This is a genomic window from Pontibacter mucosus, assembly GCF_003054055.1.
In the GTDB taxonomy this organism is placed as follows: Bacteria; Bacteroidota; Bacteroidia; order Cytophagales; family Hymenobacteraceae; genus Pontibacter; species Pontibacter mucosus.
The window spans coordinates 62602-82088 of sequence record NZ_QBKI01000008.1 but is presented as its reverse complement, the minus strand read 5'-3'; the positions used below and the strand labels follow the sequence as shown (position 1 = coordinate 82088).

At 44.6% G+C, this 19487-nt stretch carries 29 protein-coding genes; all 29 read left to right on the top strand.

Translation table 11 applies throughout. From position 1 onward, the window contains the following. The first annotated feature begins 57 nt into the window (after positions 1-57). Positions 58-4374: a DNA-directed RNA polymerase subunit beta' gene (gene rpoC / locus C8N40_RS15655; protein ID WP_108212771.1), complete on the top strand. Its 4317-nt coding sequence runs from the start codon at positions 58-60 to the stop codon at positions 4372-4374. 7 nt (positions 4375-4381) lie between these two features. Beyond that, positions 4382-4699 (top strand): DUF3467 domain-containing protein, encoded by a 318-nt coding sequence (locus C8N40_RS15650; protein ID WP_108212770.1) that lies wholly within the window; start codon positions 4382-4384, stop codon positions 4697-4699. Positions 4700-4802: 103 nt separating this feature from the next. Further along, entirely contained in the window at positions 4803-5216 is a 414-nt protein-coding gene (rpsL, locus tag C8N40_RS15645; protein WP_108212769.1) for a 30S ribosomal protein S12, read from the top strand. A gap of 19 nt (positions 5217-5235) precedes the next feature. After that, entirely contained in the window at positions 5236-5703 is a 468-nt protein-coding gene (gene rpsG / locus C8N40_RS15640; protein WP_092102363.1) for a 30S ribosomal protein S7, read from the top strand. 3 nt (positions 5704-5706) lie between these two features. Continuing rightward, entirely contained in the window at positions 5707-7809 is a 2103-nt protein-coding gene (gene fusA, locus C8N40_RS15635; protein ID WP_108212768.1) for an elongation factor G, read from the top strand. A gap of 11 nt (positions 7810-7820) precedes the next feature. After that, positions 7821-8126 (top strand): 30S ribosomal protein S10, encoded by a 306-nt coding sequence (rpsJ, locus tag C8N40_RS15630; protein WP_007654312.1) that lies wholly within the window; start codon positions 7821-7823, stop codon positions 8124-8126. Positions 8127-8306: 180 nt separating this feature from the next. Further along, positions 8307-8924, top strand: a complete 618-nt coding sequence (gene rplC / locus C8N40_RS15625; RefSeq protein WP_108212767.1) for a 50S ribosomal protein L3 — start codon at positions 8307-8309, stop codon at positions 8922-8924. 1 nt (position 8925) lies between these two features. Continuing rightward, positions 8926-9555, top strand: coding sequence for a 50S ribosomal protein L4 (gene rplD / locus C8N40_RS15620; protein WP_092102354.1), 630 nt, complete (start codon positions 8926-8928; stop codon positions 9553-9555). Then, positions 9555-9842: a 50S ribosomal protein L23 gene (gene rplW / locus C8N40_RS15615; RefSeq protein WP_092102351.1), complete on the top strand. Its 288-nt coding sequence runs from the start codon at positions 9555-9557 to the stop codon at positions 9840-9842. The genes rplD and rplW overlap by 1 nt, the downstream gene beginning before the upstream one ends. 10 nt (positions 9843-9852) lie before the next feature. Further along, positions 9853-10680 (top strand): 50S ribosomal protein L2, encoded by an 828-nt coding sequence (gene rplB / locus C8N40_RS15610; RefSeq protein WP_092102348.1) that lies wholly within the window; start codon positions 9853-9855, stop codon positions 10678-10680. 3 nt (positions 10681-10683) lie between these two features. After that, positions 10684-10962: a 30S ribosomal protein S19 gene (rpsS, locus tag C8N40_RS15605; RefSeq protein ID WP_025609055.1), complete on the top strand. Its 279-nt coding sequence runs from the start codon at positions 10684-10686 to the stop codon at positions 10960-10962. A 2-nt stretch (positions 10963-10964) separates the two neighbouring features. Further along, entirely contained in the window at positions 10965-11357 is a 393-nt protein-coding gene (gene rplV / locus C8N40_RS15600) for a 50S ribosomal protein L22 (RefSeq protein WP_108212766.1), read from the top strand. Positions 11358-11362: 5 nt separating this feature from the next. Continuing rightward, a complete protein-coding gene (rpsC, locus tag C8N40_RS15595) occupies positions 11363-12118 on the top strand; it encodes a 30S ribosomal protein S3 (RefSeq protein ID WP_092102342.1) in 756 nt (251 codons plus the stop codon). A gap of 29 nt (positions 12119-12147) precedes the next feature. After that, complete coding sequence (gene rplP, locus C8N40_RS15590) at positions 12148-12570, top strand: 50S ribosomal protein L16 (RefSeq protein ID WP_092102339.1); 423 nt, start codon at positions 12148-12150, stop codon at positions 12568-12570. A gap of 1 nt (position 12571) precedes the next feature. Then, a complete protein-coding gene (gene rpmC, locus C8N40_RS15585) occupies positions 12572-12772 on the top strand; it encodes a 50S ribosomal protein L29 (RefSeq protein WP_108212765.1) in 201 nt (66 codons plus the stop codon). Positions 12773-12786: 14 nt separating this feature from the next. After that, complete coding sequence (gene rpsQ, locus C8N40_RS15580; RefSeq protein ID WP_092102333.1) at positions 12787-13041, top strand: 30S ribosomal protein S17; 255 nt, start codon at positions 12787-12789, stop codon at positions 13039-13041. A gap of 1 nt (position 13042) precedes the next feature. Continuing rightward, positions 13043-13411, top strand: a complete 369-nt coding sequence (gene rplN, locus C8N40_RS15575) for a 50S ribosomal protein L14 (RefSeq protein ID WP_092102330.1) — start codon at positions 13043-13045, stop codon at positions 13409-13411. 18 nt (positions 13412-13429) lie between these two features. Further along, positions 13430-13753, top strand: a complete 324-nt coding sequence (gene rplX / locus C8N40_RS15570; protein ID WP_108212764.1) for a 50S ribosomal protein L24 — start codon at positions 13430-13432, stop codon at positions 13751-13753. Between the two features lies 1 nt (position 13754). Beyond that, positions 13755-14309: a 50S ribosomal protein L5 gene (gene rplE, locus C8N40_RS15565; RefSeq protein WP_092102324.1), complete on the top strand. Its 555-nt coding sequence runs from the start codon at positions 13755-13757 to the stop codon at positions 14307-14309. Between the two features lie 2 nt (positions 14310-14311). Continuing rightward, complete coding sequence (gene rpsN / locus C8N40_RS15560) at positions 14312-14581, top strand: 30S ribosomal protein S14 (protein WP_092102319.1); 270 nt, start codon at positions 14312-14314, stop codon at positions 14579-14581. A 91-nt stretch (positions 14582-14672) separates the two neighbouring features. After that, positions 14673-15071: a 30S ribosomal protein S8 gene (gene rpsH, locus C8N40_RS15555; RefSeq protein ID WP_092102315.1), complete on the top strand. Its 399-nt coding sequence runs from the start codon at positions 14673-14675 to the stop codon at positions 15069-15071. Positions 15072-15085: 14 nt separating this feature from the next. Further along, positions 15086-15640, top strand: a complete 555-nt coding sequence (gene rplF / locus C8N40_RS15550) for a 50S ribosomal protein L6 (RefSeq protein ID WP_092102312.1) — start codon at positions 15086-15088, stop codon at positions 15638-15640. 8 nt (positions 15641-15648) lie between these two features. Beyond that, positions 15649-15996, top strand: a complete 348-nt coding sequence (rplR, locus tag C8N40_RS15545) for a 50S ribosomal protein L18 (RefSeq protein ID WP_092102309.1) — start codon at positions 15649-15651, stop codon at positions 15994-15996. Positions 15997-16001: 5 nt separating this feature from the next. Beyond that, positions 16002-16520, top strand: coding sequence for a 30S ribosomal protein S5 (gene rpsE / locus C8N40_RS15540; RefSeq protein ID WP_092102304.1), 519 nt, complete (start codon positions 16002-16004; stop codon positions 16518-16520). A 5-nt stretch (positions 16521-16525) separates the two neighbouring features. Then, positions 16526-16705, top strand: a complete 180-nt coding sequence (gene rpmD, locus C8N40_RS15535) for a 50S ribosomal protein L30 (RefSeq protein ID WP_092102301.1) — start codon at positions 16526-16528, stop codon at positions 16703-16705. Between the two features lie 2 nt (positions 16706-16707). Next, positions 16708-17154: a 50S ribosomal protein L15 gene (gene rplO / locus C8N40_RS15530; RefSeq protein ID WP_108212763.1), complete on the top strand. Its 447-nt coding sequence runs from the start codon at positions 16708-16710 to the stop codon at positions 17152-17154. 12 nt (positions 17155-17166) lie between these two features. Continuing rightward, positions 17167-18483 (top strand): preprotein translocase subunit SecY, encoded by a 1317-nt coding sequence (gene secY, locus C8N40_RS15525; RefSeq protein WP_092102295.1) that lies wholly within the window; start codon positions 17167-17169, stop codon positions 18481-18483. 3 nt (positions 18484-18486) lie between these two features. After that, complete coding sequence (gene map / locus C8N40_RS15520; protein WP_108212762.1) at positions 18487-19263, top strand: type I methionyl aminopeptidase; 777 nt, start codon at positions 18487-18489, stop codon at positions 19261-19263. Then, positions 19264-19482 carry a translation initiation factor IF-1 gene (gene infA / locus C8N40_RS15515; RefSeq protein ID WP_092102289.1) on the top strand — a complete coding sequence of 73 codons (219 nt, stop codon included), beginning with the start codon at positions 19264-19266 and terminating at the stop codon, positions 19480-19482. Positions 19483-19487: the final 5 nt, after the last annotated feature.

Sequence of the window (19487 nt, the reverse complement as noted above, 5' to 3'; positions counted from 1 at the left end):
ATACTTATACTTGTTAGGCTGTAAGGCAATTCATTGTATCGACATTATTCTAATAATATGGCATTTGCGAAAAACAAAAAGCTAACTCAGGACTTCTCTAAAGTTACGATCAGCTTGGCTTCACCAGAGTCAATCCTGGAGCGTTCTAATGGAGAGGTAACAAAGCCTGAGACAATTAACTATAGAACCTATAAGCCTGAAATGGGCGGCCTGTTCTGCGAGAGAATATTCGGCCCGGTGAAGGATTGGGAATGCCACTGCGGAAAGTATAAAAGAATTAGATATAAAGGTATTATCTGCGACCGTTGCGGCGTAGAAGTGACCGAGAAAAAGGTGCGTCGCGAGCGCATGGGGCACATCGAGCTGGTTGTTCCGGTAGCCCATATCTGGTACTTTAAGTCTCTTCCAAACAAAATAGGTTATCTGTTAGGGCTTCCAACAAAGAAGCTTGACCAAATTATCTATTATGAAAGATATGTAGTTATCCAGCCAGGCATACTTGCAGAAGACGGTGTGAACACACTTGACTTCCTGACAGAGGATGAGTACCTGGATATGGTGGATAAACTGCCACGCGAGAACCAGATTCTGGATAATAACGATCCGAACAAGTTTATCGCGAAAATGGGTGCTGAAGCCCTGCAGATGTTGCTGGAGCGTATCAACCTGGATGACCTTTCTTATGAACTCCGCCATGCTGCGGCTCATGAAACTTCGCAGCAGCGTAAGGCTGAAGCCCTGAAGCGCCTGCGCGTAGTAGAGGCCTTCCGTGACGCTGTTACCAGAATCGAGAACAGACCAGAGTGGATGATCATCCGCATGGTGCCTGTTATTCCGCCAGAGCTTCGCCCGCTTGTTCCTTTGGATGGCGGACGTTTCGCGACATCGGATTTGAACGACCTATACCGTCGTGTTATCATCCGTAACAACCGTCTGAAGCGACTGATCGAGATCAAAGCTCCAGAAGTAATCCTGCGTAACGAGAAGCGTATGCTGCAGGAAGCAGTAGACTCTCTGTTCGATAACTCACGTAAAGTGAACGCTGTTCGTGCAGAAGGCAACCGTGCACTGAAGTCGCTTTCTGACATGCTGAAAGGTAAGCAGGGACGTTTCCGTCAGAACCTGCTTGGTAAGCGTGTGGACTACTCAGGCCGTTCAGTAATTGTGGTTGGTCCAGAGCTGAAGCTGCATGAGTGTGGTCTGCCTAAGAACATGGCAGCCGAACTCTTCAAGCCGTTCATCATCCGCAAGCTGATTGAAAGAGGTATTGTAAAGACTGTAAAGTCAGCCAAGAAAATTGTAGACCGTAAGGACCCTGTTGTTTGGGATATCCTGGAGAACGTGCTGAAAGGCCACCCAGTGCTCCTGAACCGCGCCCCTACGCTCCACAGGTTAGGTATCCAGGCATTCCAGCCAAAACTGATAGAAGGTAAAGCCATTCAGTTGCACCCATTGGTGTGTACGGCATTCAACGCCGACTTTGACGGTGACCAGATGGCGGTGCACGTTCCACTAGGGCCTGCTGCCGTGCTGGAAGCCTCTATGCTGATGCTTGCTTCGCACAACATCCTGAACCCTGCGAACGGTGCTCCGATTGCGGTTCCTTCTCAGGACATGGTGCTTGGCCTATACTATGTAACTAAGGGTAAGCGTAGCACTGAGAACGAAAAGATTGCCGGTGAGGGTATGAGCTTCTATTCTGCGGAAGAAGTGATTATCGCCATCAACGAGGGCAGAGTTTCCAAGCACGCTTATATTAAGGTAAGGGTTACTGTTAAGAATACTAAAGGCGAACTGGAGACAAAACTGATTGAAACAGTTGCCGGCCGTGTTATCTTTAACCAATTCGTACCGGAAGAGGTTGGGTACCTGGATGAGTTGCTGACGAAGAAGAAACTGCAGCAGGTAATCTCCAGAGTATTCAAGGAAACAGGTATGGCTCGCACCGCCCAATTCTTGGACGATATCAAAACACTGGGCTTCCAGTCAGCCTATAAAGGTGGTCTGTCAATGGGTCTGGGTGATATCAATATACCGGTTGAGAAAGAACAACTCATTGAGCAAGCCAAGAAAGATGTGGATGCTGTATGGATGAACTACTCAATGGGTCTGATCACAGACAACGAGCGTTACAACCAGGTAATTGACATCTGGACCCGTATCAACAACCAGATTACTGAAACGTTGATGCGCCGTCTGGAGAACGACGATCAGGGCTTCAACTCCATTTACATGATGATGCACTCCGGTGCTCGTGGATCGAGAGAGCAGATCCGTCAGCTGGGCGGTATGCGTGGTCTGATGGCGAAGCCTCAGAAATCACTGCAGGGTTCAGTTGGTGAAATTATCGAAAACCCAATCCTTTCAAACTTTAAGGAAGGTCTGGATGTAATCGAGTACTTCATCTCTACCCACGGTGCTCGTAAAGGTCTTGCCGATACGGCTCTTAAAACGGCCGACGCTGGTTACTTGACCCGTCGTCTGGTAGACGTTTCTCAGGACGTAATCGTGAACGAGGAAGACTGCGGTACGCTTAGAGGTCTGGAAGTAAGTGCACTGAAGGATAACGAAGATATTGTAGAGTCCCTGTCAGAGCGTATTCTGGGAAGAGTGGCCGTGCACGATGTGTATGACCCTATCTCAAACGAACTGCTGGTGGAATCCGGGGCAGAGATTACAGAGGATATCGCACGCTCTATAGAAGAAACAGCGATTGAATCAGTTGAGATCCGCTCTGTACTGACATGTGAGTCGAAGCGTGGTATCTGTGCCAAGTGCTATGGCCGAAACCTGGCAACAGGATTTATGGTGCAGAAGGGCGAGGCTGTTGGTGTAATCGCCGCACAGTCTATCGGTGAACCAGGTACGCAGCTGACACTTCGTACCTTCCACGTGGGTGGTACGGCTTCCAACATCGCTGTAGACGCGACTATACTTGCCAAGTTCGGTGGTAGAGTCGAGTTTGAAGATGTAAGATCGCTTGATACGGTAAACAACGAGGGCGAGCCGGTAAAAGTAGTGATGGGTCGTTCTGGTGAGGTGAAGGTAGTAGATCCTAACACTGGAAAACTCCTCATCAGCAACCACGTGCCTTACGGTTCCTTCCTGCATGTAAGTGAGGGGCAGATAGTGGAGAAAGGCGCTATACTGTGTAACTGGGATCCTTACAATGCGGTGATACTGTCCGAGTTCGACGGTGAGATATCTTATGAGTCTATCATTGAAGGTATCACCTACCGTGAGGAGTCAGATGAGCAGACTGGATACCGTGAGAAAGTTATTATCGATACTAAAGATAAGACACAAAACCCGGCAGTTGTTGTTACTCCTAAGAGCGGAGATTCAAAAGGCTACAACATACCGGTCGGTGCCCACCTGACAGTGGAAAACGGCGAGAAAATTAAAGCTGGACAGATTCTGGCTAAGATTCCTCGTGCAATAGGTAAAACTAGGGACATTACCGGTGGTCTTCCACGAGTAACGGAACTGTTCGAGGCCCGCAACCCGTCTAACCCAGCCGTAGTGTCTGAGATTGATGGTGTGGTAACCTACGGTAGCGTGAAGCGTGGTAACCGCGAGATCTTCATTGAGTCTAAGGACGGGGTGAAGAAGAAGTACATGGTGCCACTGTCGAAGCACATCCTGGTACAGGATAACGACTTTGTGCGCGCAGGTATGCCATTATCTGATGGTGCGATTACTCCTACCGATATTCTGAATATCCAGGGACCCGGTGCTGTACAAGAGTATCTGGTAAATGAAATTCAGGAAGTATATCGTCTGCAGGGTGTGAAGATTAACGACAAGCACATTGAGGTAGTTGTTAGACAGATGATGCAGAAAGTAGTGGTAGTTGACCCAGGTGATACAAGCTTCCTGGAGCACCAGACAGTAGACAAAGTTACCTTCATGGAAGAAAATGATAATATCATTGACATGAAAGTAGTGGAGGATGCCGGTGACTCAACGAACCTGAAGCCAGGGCAGATTATAACGCCACGCAGGCTGCGTGATGAAAACTCTAGCCTGAAGCGCCGTGACCTGAGGTTAGTGACTGTGCGTGACGCGCAACCAGCTGTATCTCGTCCAACACTGCAGGGTATTACACAGGCATCACTGGGTACACAGAGCTTTATTTCGGCTGCCTCGTTCCAGGAAACTACCAAGGTGCTGAGCGAAGCCGCTATCAGAGGTAAGGCAGATGAACTGCTTGGTCTGAAAGAAAACGTGATTGTAGGACACCTGATTCCGGCAGGTACAGGTCTGAGAGAATACCAGAACCTGATTGTTGGAAGCAAGGAAGAATATGAGGCGTTGGTGGAGTCTAAAAAGACAACAGCCAAGACAAAGCAGCAGGAACTTCAAAACAGGTAATTAAGCCATGGCAGAGCAGTTGCAAAAACAAAATCGGATAAACATCGAGCTAACGGAAGAGATAGCTGAAGGCGAGTATGCCAATCTTGCTATGATAGCCCATTCCAGCAGCGAGTTTGTGATAGATTTTATAAGGTTGATGCCTGGCCTGCCAAAAGCAAAAGTCAAATCGAGAGTTATTATCACCCCAGAGCATGCCAAGAGATTATTGGCTGCTCTGGGTGATAATATAAAGAAGTTTGAAGCGAGCTTTGGCGAAATAAAGCAAACACAGGATACCCCATCTTTCCCGATGAACTTTGGGGGCACAGTGGGGGAGGCCTAAGATGCAGAGAATTAATGAATTAAAATTTTGATATTGCAAAGTGATTTTTATACCTTTGCAGACCAAAATTTAAATTGGAAAATCTATAAATAACAGCTAGTAAATGCCTACTATACAGCAATTAGTAAGAAAGGGCAGAGAAAAGTTGACGTACAAGTCAAAGTCTCCAGCCTTAGATTCATGCCCACAGCGTCGTGGAGTATGTACTAGAGTATATACTACTACGCCAAAGAAGCCTAACTCTGCCATGCGTAAAGTTGCCAGGGTAAGACTGACAAACGGTAAAGAAGTTAACGCCTACATCCCGGGAGAAGGCCACAACCTGCAGGAGCACTCTATCGTGCTGATCAGAGGTGGTAGAGTAAAAGACCTTCCAGGTGTTCGTTATCACATTGTACGAGGAGCACTCGACACAGCTGGCGTAAACGGACGTCTGCAGTCACGCTCTAAGTATGGTGCCAAGAGACCTAAGCCAGGACAAGCTGCTGCAGTTGCGGGTAAAGGTAAAAAGAAATAATCCCTAGAGTTATAATACAATGAGAAAAGCAAAGCCGAAAAGTAGAATTCTCCTTCCCGATCCTAAATACAAAGAAACATTAGTAACACGTTTCGTGAACTACCTGATGGTAGACGGAAAGAAAAGTGTTGCTTATGGCATCTTCTATGACGCTGTAGACCTAGTAGAGCAAAGAACTAAAGAAAACGGTCTCGAAACCTGGAAGAAGGCATTGAATAACATCATGCCAAGTGTTGAGGTGAAGAGCCGTAGGGTAGGGGGTGCTACTTTCCAAGTGCCGACTGAGGTTCGTCCGGACCGCAGAGTATCTCTTGGTATCAAATGGATGATATCATACGCTCGTAAAAGAGGTGAGAAAACAATGAAGGACAGATTAGCAGGCGAGATCATCGCAGCTGCTAAGGGTGAAGGTGCTGCCGTTAAGAAGAAAGACGATACGCACAGAATGGCGGAAGCAAACAAAGCATTCTCACACTTTAGATTCTAATCAATGGCAAGAGATCTAAAATACACAAGAAACATTGGTATTGCCGCGCACATCGACGCTGGTAAAACAACGACGACAGAGCGTATACTTTACTATACAGGTAAGTCTCATAAGTTAGGGGAGACTCACGAAGGTTCCGCTACAACCGACTGGATGGAGCAGGAGCAGGAGCGTGGTATCACCATTACTTCAGCTGCTGTTACAGTAAACTGGCCATACAGAGGAAACAACTACCACATCAACATCATCGACACCCCAGGTCACGTGGACTTTACCGTAGAGGTAAACCGTTCTCTGCGCGTGTTGGATGGCCTTGTGTTCCTTTTCTCTGCAGTGGATGGTGTGGAGCCTCAGTCAGAAACAAACTGGCGCCTTGCTGATAACTACAAAGTAGCCCGTATCGGTTTCGTTAACAAAATGGACCGCTCCGGTGCAGACTTTTTAGGAGTGTGCAAGCAGGTAAAAGAAATGCTGGGAAGCAATGCCGTAGCACTTCAGCTGCCAATCGGTTCTGAAGACAACTTCAGAGGGGTTGTGGACCTGGTAAATAACCGCGGTATCATCTGGAACGAAAGCGATAAAGGCATGACCTTTACTGAGGTTCCGATTCCGGATGACATGGTTGAAGAAGCTGCTGAGTATAGAGAGAAACTTCTGGAAGCGGTAGCGGAGTATGACGAGACGCTGATGGAGAAGTATTTCGAAGATCCGAACTCCATCACTGAAGATGAGATTCTGGCTGCTCTTCGTGCTGCTACCATTGACATGGCTATCGTGCCAATGCTTTGCGGTTCTTCCTTCAAAAACAAAGGTGTACAGACAATGCTTGACTACGTAATGGCATTGATTCCTTCACCTCTGGACAGAGACAACATCAAAGGTATCAACCCAGATACTGAGCAGGAGATCTCTCGCAAGCCAAGCGTAGATGAGCCTTTTGCGGGTCTGGCGTTTAAGATTGCAACAGACCCTTATGTAGGACGTCTGTGCTTCGTAAGAGCTTACTCAGGTGTCCTTGAGTCCGGTTCATACGTTTTCAATACACGTTCTAATAACAAGGAGCGTATCTCTCGTATCTTCCAGATGCACGCTAACAAGCAAAACCAGATCGAAAGACTGGAAGCTGGCGACATCGGTGCAGTAGTAGGCTTTAAAGACATCAAGACTGGTGACACATTGTGCGACCAGAGTGCAAAAATCGTTCTTGAGTCTATGGAGTTCCCTGAGCCAGTAATTGGCTATGCAATTGAGCCTAAATCACAGGCCGACGCAGATAAGATGGGTATGGCAATTGCCAAACTTATTGAGGAAGACCCAACGCTGCAGGTTAATACGGACGAAGAAACAGGTCAGACTATCCTTCGTGGTATGGGTGAGCTTCACCTGGAGATCATCATCGACCGCATGAAGCGTGAGTTCAAGGTTGAGTTGAACCAGGGTGCTCCACAAGTTGCCTATAAAGAAACAATCACGAAGAGCGTTGAGCACCGTGAGGTATTCAAGAAGCAGTCTGGTGGTCGTGGTAAATTCGCTGACATCGTGTTCGAGATGGGACCACGCGAGGATGGCAAGCAAGGCCTGGAATTTGTGAACGCTATCGTAGGTGGTGTGATTCCAAAAGAATTCATTCCAGCCGTTCAGAAAGGCTTCGAAGAGGCTATGAAGAATGGTATCCTGGCAGGCTTCCCTATCGATTCCATGAAGGTGCGCCTGTTCCACGGTTCATTCCACGATGTTGACTCCGATTCATTATCATTTGAATTAGCTGCCCGTCAAGGATTCAAAGAAGCTGGCAAGCAGTGCGCTCCTAAACTTCTTGAGCCAATCATGGCAGTTGACGTTGTTACGCCTGATGAGTATACAGGTCCGGTAACAGGTGACTTGAACAGAAGAAGAGGTATCATGAAAGGTATGGATACAAAAGGCACTGCAACTGTAGTGAAAGCGGATGTTCCATTATCCGAACTATTTGGATATGTAACAGACCTGCGTACAATCACTTCAGGTAGAGCTACAGCCTCTCTTACTTTCTCACACTATGAGCAAGTACCTCAGAACCTGGCAGACGCTATCGTTGCTAAAGTAAAAGGAACAGCAGCTAAATAATCAGTAAAGAAATGAATCAGAAAATAAGAATAAAACTGAAGTCTTACGATCACAACTTGGTAGATAAGTCTTCTGAGAAAATTGTAAAGGCTGTAAAAGCTACAGGTGCCATCGTAAGCGGTCCAATTCCGCTTCCAACTGAGAAGGATAAATTTACAGTACTTCGCTCACCACACGTGAACAAGAAATCGCGTGAGCAGTTTCAGCTTTGCACTTACAAGAGACTGGTAGATATTTACTCCACTAGCTCTAAAACTGTAGATGCGCTAATGAAGCTTGAGCTTCCTAGTGGAGTTGATGTTGAAATCAAAGTTTGATAACAACAGACTGACATAAAAAAAGAGGAGAATCTCGGTTCTCCTCTTTTTTTATACCTGCTTGAGAATAAATATTTTAGATAAAGTTTGAAAAGAAGCTTAAAAAATTATTAACTTTGCACTCCCTTAGCAAAAATAGGGGAGAATGAATTATTGTATCCATCTCTAAAAAAAAGTTGAATGCCTGGAATTATCGGTAAAAAAATCGGAATGACAAGCCTCTTCACAGCAGATGGTAAATACACACCAGTGACGCTTATTCAAGCAGGACCGTGTGTAGTTACTCAGGTGAAGACGGTTGAGAACGATGGTTATGCTGCAGTGCAGCTTGGCTACGGCGACAAAAAGCTGAAGAGAGTGACGAAAGCGGAAGCTGGACATTATCAGAAAGCTAACACAGCTCCAAAGAAAAAGGTAGCTGAGTTTGATGTGGAAGGTGCTACCTTCAACTTGGGTGATGTTGTAGATGCGTCGCTTTTTGATGAAGGTGAGTTCGTTGATATAGTTGGCACATCAAAGGGTAAAGGTTTCCAGGGCGTTGTGAAACGTCACAACTTTGCCGGTGTGGGCGGACAGACGCACGGCCAGCACAACAGGGCGAGACACCCTGGTTCAATCGGTGCCTGCTCTTGGCCTTCAAGAGTATTCAAAGGTATGCGAATGGCAGGTAGAATGGGCGGTAAAAGAGTAAAGGTTCAGAACCTGACTGTACTGCGCGTTCTGGCTGAGAAAAACCTTATTGTTGTTAGTGGCTCTGTTCCTGGTGCCAGAAATTCTTATGTGTTAATTGAGAAATAAAATGGAGCTCTCTGTATTAAATATCAAAGGTGAGGATACAGGCAGAAAGGTAACTCTTTCTGATGCTATATTTGGTCTTGAGCCAAATGAGCATGCCATGTATCTTGACGTGAAGCAGTACCTGGCCAATCAAAGACAAGGTACGCACAAGTCAAAGGAGCGTAACGAGGTTGCAGGCTCTACCAAGAAAATCAAGAAGCAAAAAGGTACAGGTGGTGCCCGTGCAGGTAGCTTGAAGTCTCCAGTGTTTGTAGGTGGAGGCCGTGTGTTCGGACCAAAGCCAAGAAACTACAGCTTTAAGCTGAACAAGAAGCTCAAGCGTGTTGCTCGTCTTTCTGCTCTTTCGCTGCTGGCCCGCGACAACCGTGTGGCGCTGGTAGAATCTTTTACAATGGAGGCGCCTAAGGCGAAGGAGTTCAGAGGTATACTGAACAACTTACAGTCAACAGGTAAAACACTGGTGGTACTCCCAGCAGTGGACAAGAACATCGTTCTATCAGGAAGAAACCTGCCAAAGGTTAAAGTTTCTACTGTGAAAGATGTTAACACTTATGACCTGCTGAACACAGAAAAACTTCTTCTTGTTGAGCAATCAGTAAATGAATTAGAAAACCTCCTAAGCGCGAAATAATGAACGTTCTGAAAAGACCAATTATTACTGAAAAGTACGCTGCCTTGAACGAGGTTGGTAAATATGCTTTTGAGGTAGAGAGAAATGCCAATAAAGTTGAGATCAAGAAGGCAGTAGAGAAGATGTATGGTGTGACTGTAGACAAAGTGTCTACGATGCGCTCCATCGGAAAGAAGAAGACAAAGTACACCAAATCTGGTGCTGTAACCGGCCGTACTTCTCTCATCAAAAAGGCAGTAGTAACCCTGAAAGAGGGTGAAGTAATAGACTTTTATAGCGGCATATAATTAAGTTAAAATGGCTTTAAAAAAGTTAAGACCGATAACACCAGGTCAAAGATTCAGAGTAGCCCCGGCTTTTGATGAAATTACTTCATCTACTCCTGAGAAGTCTTTGTTGGCACCCCTTACAAAATCTGGTGGACGTAACAATTCTGGAAAGATGACTATGCGCTATTTAGGCGGTGGTCATAAGAGAAAGTACAGGTTGGTTGACTTCAAGCGTACTAAGCATGGTGTTCCTGCTACAGTGAAGACAATAGAGTATGACCCTAACAGGACAGCTCGTATTGCCCTTCTTCAGTATGCTGACGGTGAGAAAGCGTATATCATTGCTCCTGCAGGTCTACAGGTTGGTACTGTAGTTAACTCAGGTCCTGGTATAGCTCCGGAAGTTGGAAACTGCCTGCCTTTATCAGAAATTCCTCTAGGTACTATCATTCACAATATTGAGCTGCAGCCAGGCGCTGGTGCTACACTTGCAAGGAGTGCAGGCTCTTATGCGCAGTTAGTGGCTCGTGAAGGACGTTATGCAACTATCAAGCTTCCTTCAGGTGAACTGAGAATGGTACTTGTTAACTGTGCAGCTACTGTAGGTACGGTATCCAACGCTGAGCACATGAATGTGAGACTTGGTAAAGCCGGCCGTAACAGATGGTTAGGTAAGCGTCCTCGCGTTCGTGGTGTTGCTATGAACCCTGTGGATCACCCAATGGGCGGTGGTGAAGGTAAGTCTTCCGGTGGTCACCCACGTTCGCGCAAAGGCTTGTATGCTAAAGGCCTTAAGACGAGAAACAAGAACAAATATTCTGAAAAGCTTATAGTTAATAGAGGTAAGAAGAAATAGTAAATGGCTAGATCATTAAAAAAAGGGCCTTATATTGACTTTAGGCTCGAGAAGAAAGTGACTGTAATGAACGAGGCAGGCAAAAAGTCTGTTATCAAAACCTGGTCTCGTCGGTCTATGATTTCCCCCGATTTTGTAGGTCATACTTTTGCAGTTCATAATGGAAATAAGTTCATCCCAGTATATGTAACTGAGAACATGGTTGGTCACAAACTAGGTGAATTTGCTCCGACTAGAAACTTTAGAGGTCATATTGCTAAGAAAGATAAAGGCAAGCGTTAATAATGGAAGCAGTAGCAAAACTTAGAAATGTTCCTACCTCTCCTCGCAAGATGAGAATGGTAGCGGACCTGGTACGCGGAAAGAGTGTATCAAGAGCCCTTGGTATTCTGAAGTTCGAAGCCAATGCTGGTGCAGCCAAAGTTGAGAAGCTTGTTCTTTCAGCGTTAGCAAACTGGCAGCAGAAAAATGAGGATGCCCGCATCGAAGAGGCAAACCTTTACATCAAGACTATTTTTGTTGATGAAGGTAAAATGCTGAAGCGTCTTCGTCCTGCTCCTCAGGGCCGTGGTTACAGAATTCGCAAGCGTTCTAATCATGTGACACTGGTAATTGATAGTATGACAGAGGAGCAGCTAGAGCAACAGTCTAAGAAATCTAAAAAAGCCAACAAGTAAGAATTATGGGACAGAAAGTTAATCCGATAGGTTTTCGACTAGGTGTTATCAAAGGTTGGGATTCTAACTGGTATGGCGGCAAAGATTTCGCTGAGAAGCTGATCGAGGACGAGAAAATTAGAAAATATATACTTGCCCGGATTCCTAAAGGCGGTATTTCTAAAATTATAATTGAAAGAACACTTAAGCGCATTACCATTACAATCAACACGGCAAGACCTGGTGTTGTAATTGGTAAAGGTGGACAGGAAGTAGATAAAATTAAGGAGGAGCTCAAGAAGCTTACGAACAAAGATATCCAAATCAATATCTTTGAGATTAAGCGTCCAGAGCTTGATGCAAAACTTGTAGGCGAGTCTATCGCTCAGCAGTTGCAGGCCCGTATCTCTTTCCGTCGTGCCATGAAGCAAGCTATTGCTTCTGCACTACGTGTAGGTGCTGAAGGTATCAAGGTGCAGGTTTCCGGTCGTCTAGGGGGTGCTGAAATGGCTAGAACTGAGCACTACAAAGAAGGAAGAACTCCACTTCATACTTTGCGTGCAGATATCGATTATGCACTTTCAGAAGCACAGACAGTGTATGGCAAACTAGGTATCAAGGTTTGGATCTTCAGAGGCGAGGTTTATGGTAAGAAAGATCTTACTCCGAACGCTGGCCTTGAGACCAAAGGACCTGGTGCAGCCTCTGGTGACAGACGTGGTGGCGGCGAGCGTCGCAACAAGAAGGGCGAAGGAGCTCCTAAGCGCAAGCGTCGTCAATAATTAAGTGTTAACATTATAAGTTTTAGAAAATGTTACAGCCTAGAAGGACTAAATATAGAAAAATGCATAAAGGCCGCGTGAAAGGGCTTGCTCATAGAGGCAGTTCTATTGCGTTTGGTTCTTTTGCCATCAAATCACTTGAGTCAACTTGGATCACCTCACGCCAAATTGAGGCCGCGCGTATCGCCATGACAAGAGCCATGAAACGTGAAGGCCAAGTTTGGATCCGCATCTTCCCTGATAAGCCTGTTACGAAGAAGCCTGCTGAGGTGCGTATGGGTAAGGGTAAAGGTTCTCCTGAATATTGGGTAGCAGTAGTTAAGCCCGGCACTATCATGTTTGAATCAGATGGTGTACCTCTGGAAGTAGCAAAAGAGTCATTAAGACTTGCAGCTCAGAAACTACCGGTAAAAACAAAGTTTGTAGTACGTAGAGATTACGTTGAGAAATAAAATGAAAAATTCAGAGATAACGGCTTTGTCTGCAGAGGATCTGCAAGAGAAGCTTAACACTGAGAAGGCTAACTTGCAAAACATGCGTTTTGCACATGCTATATCTCCACTGGAGAACCCAATGAAGATCCGCGAGACGAAGCGACTTATTGCCAGACTGAGCACTGAGGTTCGTCGTCGTGAAATAGAAGCGAACTCTTAATATTGATTCAGATCATGGAGAGAAACCTAAGAAAAGAAAGAAGCGGCAAGGTTGTTAGCAATAAAATGGACAAGTCTATTACTGTGCTGGTGGAAAGCAAAATGAAGCACCCTATGTACGGTAAGTTTGTTAGCAAGTCTACCAAGTTCATGGCTCACGACGAAAAGAATGAATGCAACATCGGTGATACTGTACGTATTCAGGAGACTCGTCCGCTCAGCAAGAACAAGAAATGGCGTTTAGTAGAAATTATAGAAAGGGCTAAGTAAGATGATACAGCAGGAATCTAGACTAAATGTAGCTGACAACAGCGGTGCAAAAGAAGTACTTTGCATCCGTGTGTTAGGCGGTACTGGCAAGAAGTACGCCTCTGTTGGTGATAGAATTGTTGTAACAGTGAAGTCTGCCCTTTCTTCTGGTAACGTTAAAAAAGGAACTGTTACAAAAGCAGTTATTGTAAGAACTAAGAAAGAGATTAGAAGAAAAGACGGCTCGTATATCCGTTTCGACGACAATGCTGCTGTTCTTCTGAATGCCAACAACGAACCACGCGGTACACGTATCTTTGGACCGGTAGCCCGTGAACTTCGTGAAAAGCAATTCATGAAAATTGTTTCGTTAGCTCCTGAAGTTCTATAACTACAAATTCAGATTAAAATGAATAAGAAAAAACTTCATGTAAAGACTGGCGATACAGTTAAAGTAATAGCCGGTGACGAGCGCGGTAAATCAGGCCGCATCATAGCTGTTGATACAGATAAGCAGAAAGTGACGATTGAGGGCCTTAACCTGGTGACAAAGCACCAGAAGCCTAGCGCCCAGAATCCTCAAGGCGGTATCAAAAAAGTAGAAGCTCCTATTCATGCCAGCAACGTGATGCTAGTTGACCCTAAGACTGGTGAAGCTACTAAGACTGCTAGGAGAAAAAACAGCGAAGGTAAAACAGAGCGTTATTCTAAAAAGACAGGAGAGGTAATCTAACATGGCAACTGCAAGATTAAAAGAGAAATATTATAACGAGGTAGTGCCTGCCTTGAAAGAAAAGTTCCAGTACAAGAACGTGATGCAGGTGCCTAAGATCACCAAGATATCCATCAGTAAAGGTATTGGTGCTGCTGTAGCCGATAAGAAGTTGGTTGATATTGGGGTAGAAGAGCTTTCAATCATCTCTGGTCAAAAGGCTGTTCCAACAATTGCGAAGAAGTCTGTTTCAAACTTCAAACTTCGTGAGGGAATGCCTATTGGTGCTCGTGTTACCTTGCGTGGTGAGAGAATGTATGAGTTTCTTGATCGCCTCGTAACCATTGCTCTTCCACGCGTGCGTGACTTTAGAGGAATCAGTGACAAAGGATTCGACGGCCGTGGTAATTACACCATGGGGGTTAAGGAGCAAATCATCTTCCCAGAGATTAGCATTGACAAGATCAAAGCTATTTCAGGTATGGACATCACTTTTGTTACAACGGCTAAAACTGACGAAGAGAGCTACGAGCTGCTGAAAGCGTTCGGAATGCCATTCGCCAATATCAAGAAATAACCATGGCAAGAGAATCAGTAAAAGCAAGAGAGCTTAAAAGAGAGAAACTTGTAGCAAAATATGCTGCAAAAAGAGCCGAGCTGAAGGCTAAAGGTGACTACGAGGCACTTGATAAATTGCCTCGTAACGCATCCCCGGTTAGACTGCACAACCGTTGCAAACTAACCGGAAGACCAAGAGGGTATATGAGAAAGTTTGGTATTTCTCGTGTAACTTTCAGAGAGTTAGCATCGGCTGGTAAAATTCCTGGTGTAACAAAAGCGAGCTGGTAATTTTTTGGGATTCCCTGCAGGAATCTTTCAAAAGATATTATTATCTTTGCCCCTCGCTTAGATAAAGCATTCATTATTATATTCATTCATAATGAACACAGATCCAATAGCAGATTATTTAACTAGGGTGCGTAACGCCATCAAGGCTAACCACAGAATAGTTGAGATACCATCTAGCAAGATTAAACAAGAGATCACTAAAGTATTGTACGACAAAGGGTATATCCAAAGTTATAAATTTGATGACTCTGGCGTGCAAGGAACGATTAAGATAGCTCTGAAATATAACCCTAACACTAAGCAGTCTGCTATTGTGAAACTGGAAAGGGTGAGTAAGCCAGGGCTGCGCAAGTACACTGGCACCGAAACAATGCCACGAGTATTGAACGGACTTGGAGTAGCCATTTTGTCTACATCTAAGGGTGTAATGACAGATAAAGAGGCTAAGTCACTGAACGTAGGTGGCGAGGTGTTATGTTATGTATATTAATAGGAGGATAGACAATGTCACGTATAGGAAAATTGCCAATCACCCTGCCTAACAACACACAAGTTACCATCGGTGATAATAATGTTGTTACTGTAAAAGGCCCTAAAGGTGAGCTTTCTACAGCTGTTGATAAAGACATCCTGGTAAAACAAGACGACAACACTATTGTTATTGAGCGTCCAACTGAGCAGAAGCGTCATAAAGCAATGCACGGTCTTTACAGATCACTCATCAACAATATGGTTGTTGGCGTTAGCCAGGGTTATAAAGAGCAACTAGAGCTTGTTGGTGTAGGTTTCAAGGCTACTGTTCAAGGTAAAGTTTTAGAGCTTTCTTTAGGTTACTCTCACAACATTTTTTTGAGTTTGCCAGAGGAAGTAACTGCTACCGCTGTTACGGAGAAAGGTAAAAACCCGATTGTAACGCTGGAGTCAAATGACAAGCAACTTCTTGGGCAGGTTGCTGCTAAGATCAGGTCTCTGCGTAAAGTTGAGCCTTACAAAGGTAAAGGTATCCGCTTTGTTGGAGAAGTTGTTAGAAGAAAAGCTGGTAAGACAGCATCTAAATAATCATCATCATGTCTACTAATAAGATAAGCAGAAGACTAAGAATTAAGAGAGGTATCAGAAATAAAATTTCTGGTACCGCTGAAAGGCCAAGACTGACTGTGTTCCGTAGCAACAAAGCTATCTACGCGCAGTTAGTCGATGATACTACTGGTGTGACACTGGCAGCTGCCTCTTCAGTTAAATTTGATGATGCAAAAGCTAATGTTGAAGCCGCAGGAAAAGTAGGAGCTACTATCGCTGAGCAAGCACTTGCTAAAGGTATTTCTCAGGTGGTATTCGACCGTAACGGTTACCTTTATCACGGTAAAGTAAAATCATTGGCAGAAGGCGCTCGTGAAGCTGGCCTTAAATTCTAAAAATTATGTTGAAGAATAATATACGTAGCGTAAAGGCAAGCGAAATTGAGCTTAAAGAAAGAGTAGTTGCCATTAATCGTGTAGCCAAGGTTGTAAAAGGTGGTAGAAGATTTAGCTTCGCCGCTATCGTGGTAGTAGGTGACGGAAACGGGGTTGTGGGCTACGGCCTGGGCAAAGCCAACGAAGTTACTGACGCGATTGCTAAAGGTATTGATGACGCTAAGAAAAACCTGATGAAGGTGCCTTTGTATCACAATACTGTGCCTCATGCTCAAGAAGGTAAGTTCTCCGGCGGTTTTGTACTTGTTAAGCCAGCAGCTGCAGGTACAGGTGTAATTGCCGGTGGAGCAATGCGTGCTGTTTTGGAGAGTGCCGGCATTAAGGACGTTCTTTGTAAGTCTAAAGGGTCATCTAACCCACACAACGTTGTTAAGGCTACTTTTGACGCGCTTTCTAAGATGAGAGATCCTTTGGCGGTAGCTCAGCAAAGAGGAGTTAACTTACAGAAAGTATTCAACGGATAAACGAGATGGCTAAAGTAACTATAACTCAGGTTAAAAGCATTATCGACAGACCGAACAACCAGAAGCTGACAATCAAGGCTTTGGGTCTGGGTAAGATAAATAAATCAGTGTCTGTTGAGTATACTCCTCAGATTGCTGGTATGGTAAGAAAAGTCCACAATTTGGTAGAAGTTAAAGAACAATAATCATGTACTTACATTCTTTAAAACCTGCAGAAGGTTCTGTTAAAGCCAGAAAAAGAATAGGTAGAGGTCCTGGTTCAGGTAGAGGTGGTACTTCTACCCGTGGACACAAAGGAGCAAAATCACGCTCCGGCTATTCACAGAAGGCTGGTTTCGAAGGTGGCCAGATGCCGCTTCAGAGACGAGTTCCTAAGTATGGCTTTAAGAACATCAACCGTGTTGAGTATAAAGCTATCAACCTTGATGTTATTCAGGCTCTGGCAGAGTCTACAAACGAAACAGTAATTAATTTTGATTTCTTCAGAGCACACGGTCTGGTTCAGAAGAATGATAAAGTAAAGGTTTTGGGCAGAGGTGAGTTGAACAAGGCTGTAGAAGTACACGCTCATGCTTTCTCTGTAACTGCTACATCATCAATAGAAAACGCAGGCGGTAAAACAGTTGCTCTTTAATCAGTAGAAAGTATGAAGAAGTTTATAACAACGTTAAAGAACATTTTCGCTATTGAGGACTTGAGGGTTAGAATCTTCAACACTCTTTTCTTTATAGCAATTTTCAGACTTGGTTCTTTTGTTGTTTTGCCAGGCGTTGAACCTAGTCAGCTGCAGTCAAATACTGAGGGTATTTTCGGCCTGCTGGATACGTTCTTAGGTGGTGCGTTTAGCAATGCATCTATCTTTGCACTGGGTATCATGCCTTACATATCGGCTTCTATCGTACTGCAACTTTTAACCATTGCCGTTCCATATTTCCAAAAGATGCAGAAGGAGGGTGAGTCTGGAAGAAAGAAAATCAACCAGATCACTCGCGTTCTGACCATTGTGATTACGCTTGCACAGGCTGTTGGGTTTGTGGCTACGATTAATGCTGAGGCCATTGTGATCAATCAGACGTTGTTCACAATTACCTCCATGATTGTGCTTACATCAGGAACCGTATTCTGTATGTGGCTTGGTGAAAAGATTACCGATAAAGGTATTGGAAACGGTATTTCAATGCTGATTATGATTGGTATTATCAGCCGTTTTCCAGGTGCTATTCTCTTCGAAGCTACTTCCAAGCAACTAGACGGAGCTCTTCTTTTCATCTTCGAACTTGTGGTATTGTTCCTGGTTGTGATGTCAGTTGTTATGCTGACGCAAGCAGTGAGAAGAATCCCTGTACAGTATGCCAAGCAGGTAGGTGCCAGTTCCCTTTATAGTGGTCAGCGCCAGTTTATACCTCTGAAGGTGAATGCGGCAGGTGTTATGCCAATCATTTTTGCACAATCTTTAATGTTCCTGCCATCTATGCTTGCCTCTATTTGGGCAGATACCAGCGAGACAGCGAACTATATTGGTGCAACGTTTTCAGACTTTACTTCCTGGCAGTATAACCTCGTATTTGGTCTGTTGATACTTGTATTTACTTACTTTTATACTGCAATCAGTGTTAACCCAAATCAGATAGCAGACGACCTGAAGCGCAGTGGTGGCTTTATCCCCGGTGTTAAACCAGGACGCGCTACTTCTGAGTATATCGATGCGATTTTAACTAAGATAACTTTACCAGGGGCAATTTACCTTGCACTTGTGGCTATATTCCCTGCTATCGCCATGCTATTCGGTGTAACTAGGGAGTTCTCTCAGTTCTTTGGAGGAACCTCTTTGCTAATCATGGTTGGTGTAGTACTAGATACTCTTAAGCAAGTTGAAAGCTACTTACTGATGCGCCATTACGATGGCATGATGAAGTCAGGTAAGTTAAGAGGCAGAACAGAGAATATTGCCATGGTTTCTTAATCCATGATTTTATACAAAACTGAAGAAGATATTGAGTTAATTCGCCAGAGTGCTTTGATACTTAGCAAAGCACATGGCGAAATTGCTCGTCTTATAAAACCCGGTATTACAACTCTTCAGCTTGACAAAGTTGCTGAAGAGTTTATTCGCGATAATGGGGGGAAACCTTCCTTTAAGAATTACAATGGTTTCCCTTATAGCTTGTGCATCTCTGTCAACTCTGTGGTTGTGCATGGGATGCCGAGTAACTACGCTCTGAACGAAGGAGACATAATTTCTGTTGACTGTGGAGTTTACAAGAATGGTTTCCATAGTGATTGCGCATACACCCATGCTGTAGGTGAAGTTTCGCCTGAAGTACAGAAGCTTTTAACTGTTACAAAGGAGTCCTTGTATTTAGCTCTTGAAAAAGCTGTAGCAGGTAACCGGCTGGGTGATGTAAGCTTTGCAGTGCAGGAGTATGCTGAAAAGAACAACTTTACTGTAGTACGTGAATTGGTGGGACACGGTATTGGCCGCAACCTGCATGAAGCACCTGAGGTGCCCAACTATGGTAGAAGAGGCCAGGGCATAAAGCTTCAGAATGGTTTGGTTATAGCCGTTGAACCTATGGTAAATCTGGGTAGCAGGCATATTGTGCAGGAGGATGATGGATGGACCATTCGCACGAAAGATAATAAACCCTCAGCGCATTTTGAGCATACTATTGTAGTGCGCAAGGACAAAGCGGAGATATTAACAACATTTGATTATATAGAAGAGGCTATCAAAAGATCATAAATGGCAAAACAGTCATCCATAGAGCAAGACGGTACTATTGTAGAAGCCTTGTCTAATGCAATGTTCAGAGTTGAACTTGAAAACGGACACCAGGTTATCGCACATATTTCAGGTAAGATGCGCATGAACTATATTAAGATTTTACCTGGCGACAAAGTAAAGCTCGAAATGTCTCCTTACGATCTTACTAAAGGCAGAATTGTTTACCGATATAAATAAATCCA

Bases quoted from the DNA above. Each gene is read 5' to 3' on its own strand.
- C8N40_RS15650 (WP_108212770.1), top strand. From the start codon at position 4,382: ATGGCAGAGCAGTTGCAAAAACAAAATCGGATAAACATCGAGCTAACG.
- rpsQ (WP_092102333.1), top strand. From the start codon at position 12,787: ATGGAGAGAAACCTAAGAAAAGAAAGAAGCGGCAAGGTTGTTAGCAAT.
- rpsC (WP_092102342.1), top strand. From the start codon at position 11,363: ATGGGACAGAAAGTTAATCCGATAGGTTTTCGACTAGGTGTTATCAAA.
- rpoC (WP_108212771.1), top strand. From the start codon at position 58: ATGGCATTTGCGAAAAACAAAAAGCTAACTCAGGACTTCTCTAAAGTT.
- rplB (WP_092102348.1), top strand. From the start codon at position 9,853: ATGGCTTTAAAAAAGTTAAGACCGATAACACCAGGTCAAAGATTCAGA.
- rplF (WP_092102312.1), top strand. From the start codon at position 15,086: ATGTCACGTATAGGAAAATTGCCAATCACCCTGCCTAACAACACACAA.
- fusA (WP_108212768.1), top strand. From the start codon at position 5,707: ATGGCAAGAGATCTAAAATACACAAGAAACATTGGTATTGCCGCGCAC.
- rpsE (WP_092102304.1), top strand. From the start codon at position 16,002: ATGTTGAAGAATAATATACGTAGCGTAAAGGCAAGCGAAATTGAGCTT.
- rplV (WP_108212766.1), top strand. From the start codon at position 10,965: ATGGAAGCAGTAGCAAAACTTAGAAATGTTCCTACCTCTCCTCGCAAG.
- infA (WP_092102289.1), top strand. From the start codon at position 19,264: ATGGCAAAACAGTCATCCATAGAGCAAGACGGTACTATTGTAGAAGCC.
- rplX (WP_108212764.1), top strand. From the start codon at position 13,430: ATGAATAAGAAAAAACTTCATGTAAAGACTGGCGATACAGTTAAAGTA.
- rpsJ (WP_007654312.1), top strand. From the start codon at position 7,821: ATGAATCAGAAAATAAGAATAAAACTGAAGTCTTACGATCACAACTTG.
- rpsH (WP_092102315.1), top strand. From the start codon at position 14,673: ATGAACACAGATCCAATAGCAGATTATTTAACTAGGGTGCGTAACGCC.
- rplP (WP_092102339.1), top strand. From the start codon at position 12,148: ATGTTACAGCCTAGAAGGACTAAATATAGAAAAATGCATAAAGGCCGC.
- rplD (WP_092102354.1), top strand. From the start codon at position 8,926: ATGGAGCTCTCTGTATTAAATATCAAAGGTGAGGATACAGGCAGAAAG.
- rpmD (WP_092102301.1), top strand. From the start codon at position 16,526: ATGGCTAAAGTAACTATAACTCAGGTTAAAAGCATTATCGACAGACCG.
- rplO (WP_108212763.1), top strand. From the start codon at position 16,708: ATGTACTTACATTCTTTAAAACCTGCAGAAGGTTCTGTTAAAGCCAGA.
- rpsS (WP_025609055.1), top strand. From the start codon at position 10,684: ATGGCTAGATCATTAAAAAAAGGGCCTTATATTGACTTTAGGCTCGAG.
- rpsG (WP_092102363.1), top strand. From the start codon at position 5,236: ATGAGAAAAGCAAAGCCGAAAAGTAGAATTCTCCTTCCCGATCCTAAA.
- rplR (WP_092102309.1), top strand. From the start codon at position 15,649: ATGTCTACTAATAAGATAAGCAGAAGACTAAGAATTAAGAGAGGTATC.
- secY (WP_092102295.1), top strand. From the start codon at position 17,167: ATGAAGAAGTTTATAACAACGTTAAAGAACATTTTCGCTATTGAGGAC.
- rplW (WP_092102351.1), top strand. From the start codon at position 9,555: ATGAACGTTCTGAAAAGACCAATTATTACTGAAAAGTACGCTGCCTTG.
- rplC (WP_108212767.1), top strand. From the start codon at position 8,307: ATGCCTGGAATTATCGGTAAAAAAATCGGAATGACAAGCCTCTTCACA.
- rpmC (WP_108212765.1), top strand. From the start codon at position 12,572: ATGAAAAATTCAGAGATAACGGCTTTGTCTGCAGAGGATCTGCAAGAG.
- rplE (WP_092102324.1), top strand. From the start codon at position 13,755: ATGGCAACTGCAAGATTAAAAGAGAAATATTATAACGAGGTAGTGCCT.
- rplN (WP_092102330.1), top strand. From the start codon at position 13,043: ATGATACAGCAGGAATCTAGACTAAATGTAGCTGACAACAGCGGTGCA.
- map (WP_108212762.1), top strand. From the start codon at position 18,487: ATGATTTTATACAAAACTGAAGAAGATATTGAGTTAATTCGCCAGAGT.
- rpsL (WP_108212769.1), top strand. From the start codon at position 4,803: ATGCCTACTATACAGCAATTAGTAAGAAAGGGCAGAGAAAAGTTGACG.
- rpsN (WP_092102319.1), top strand. From the start codon at position 14,312: ATGGCAAGAGAATCAGTAAAAGCAAGAGAGCTTAAAAGAGAGAAACTT.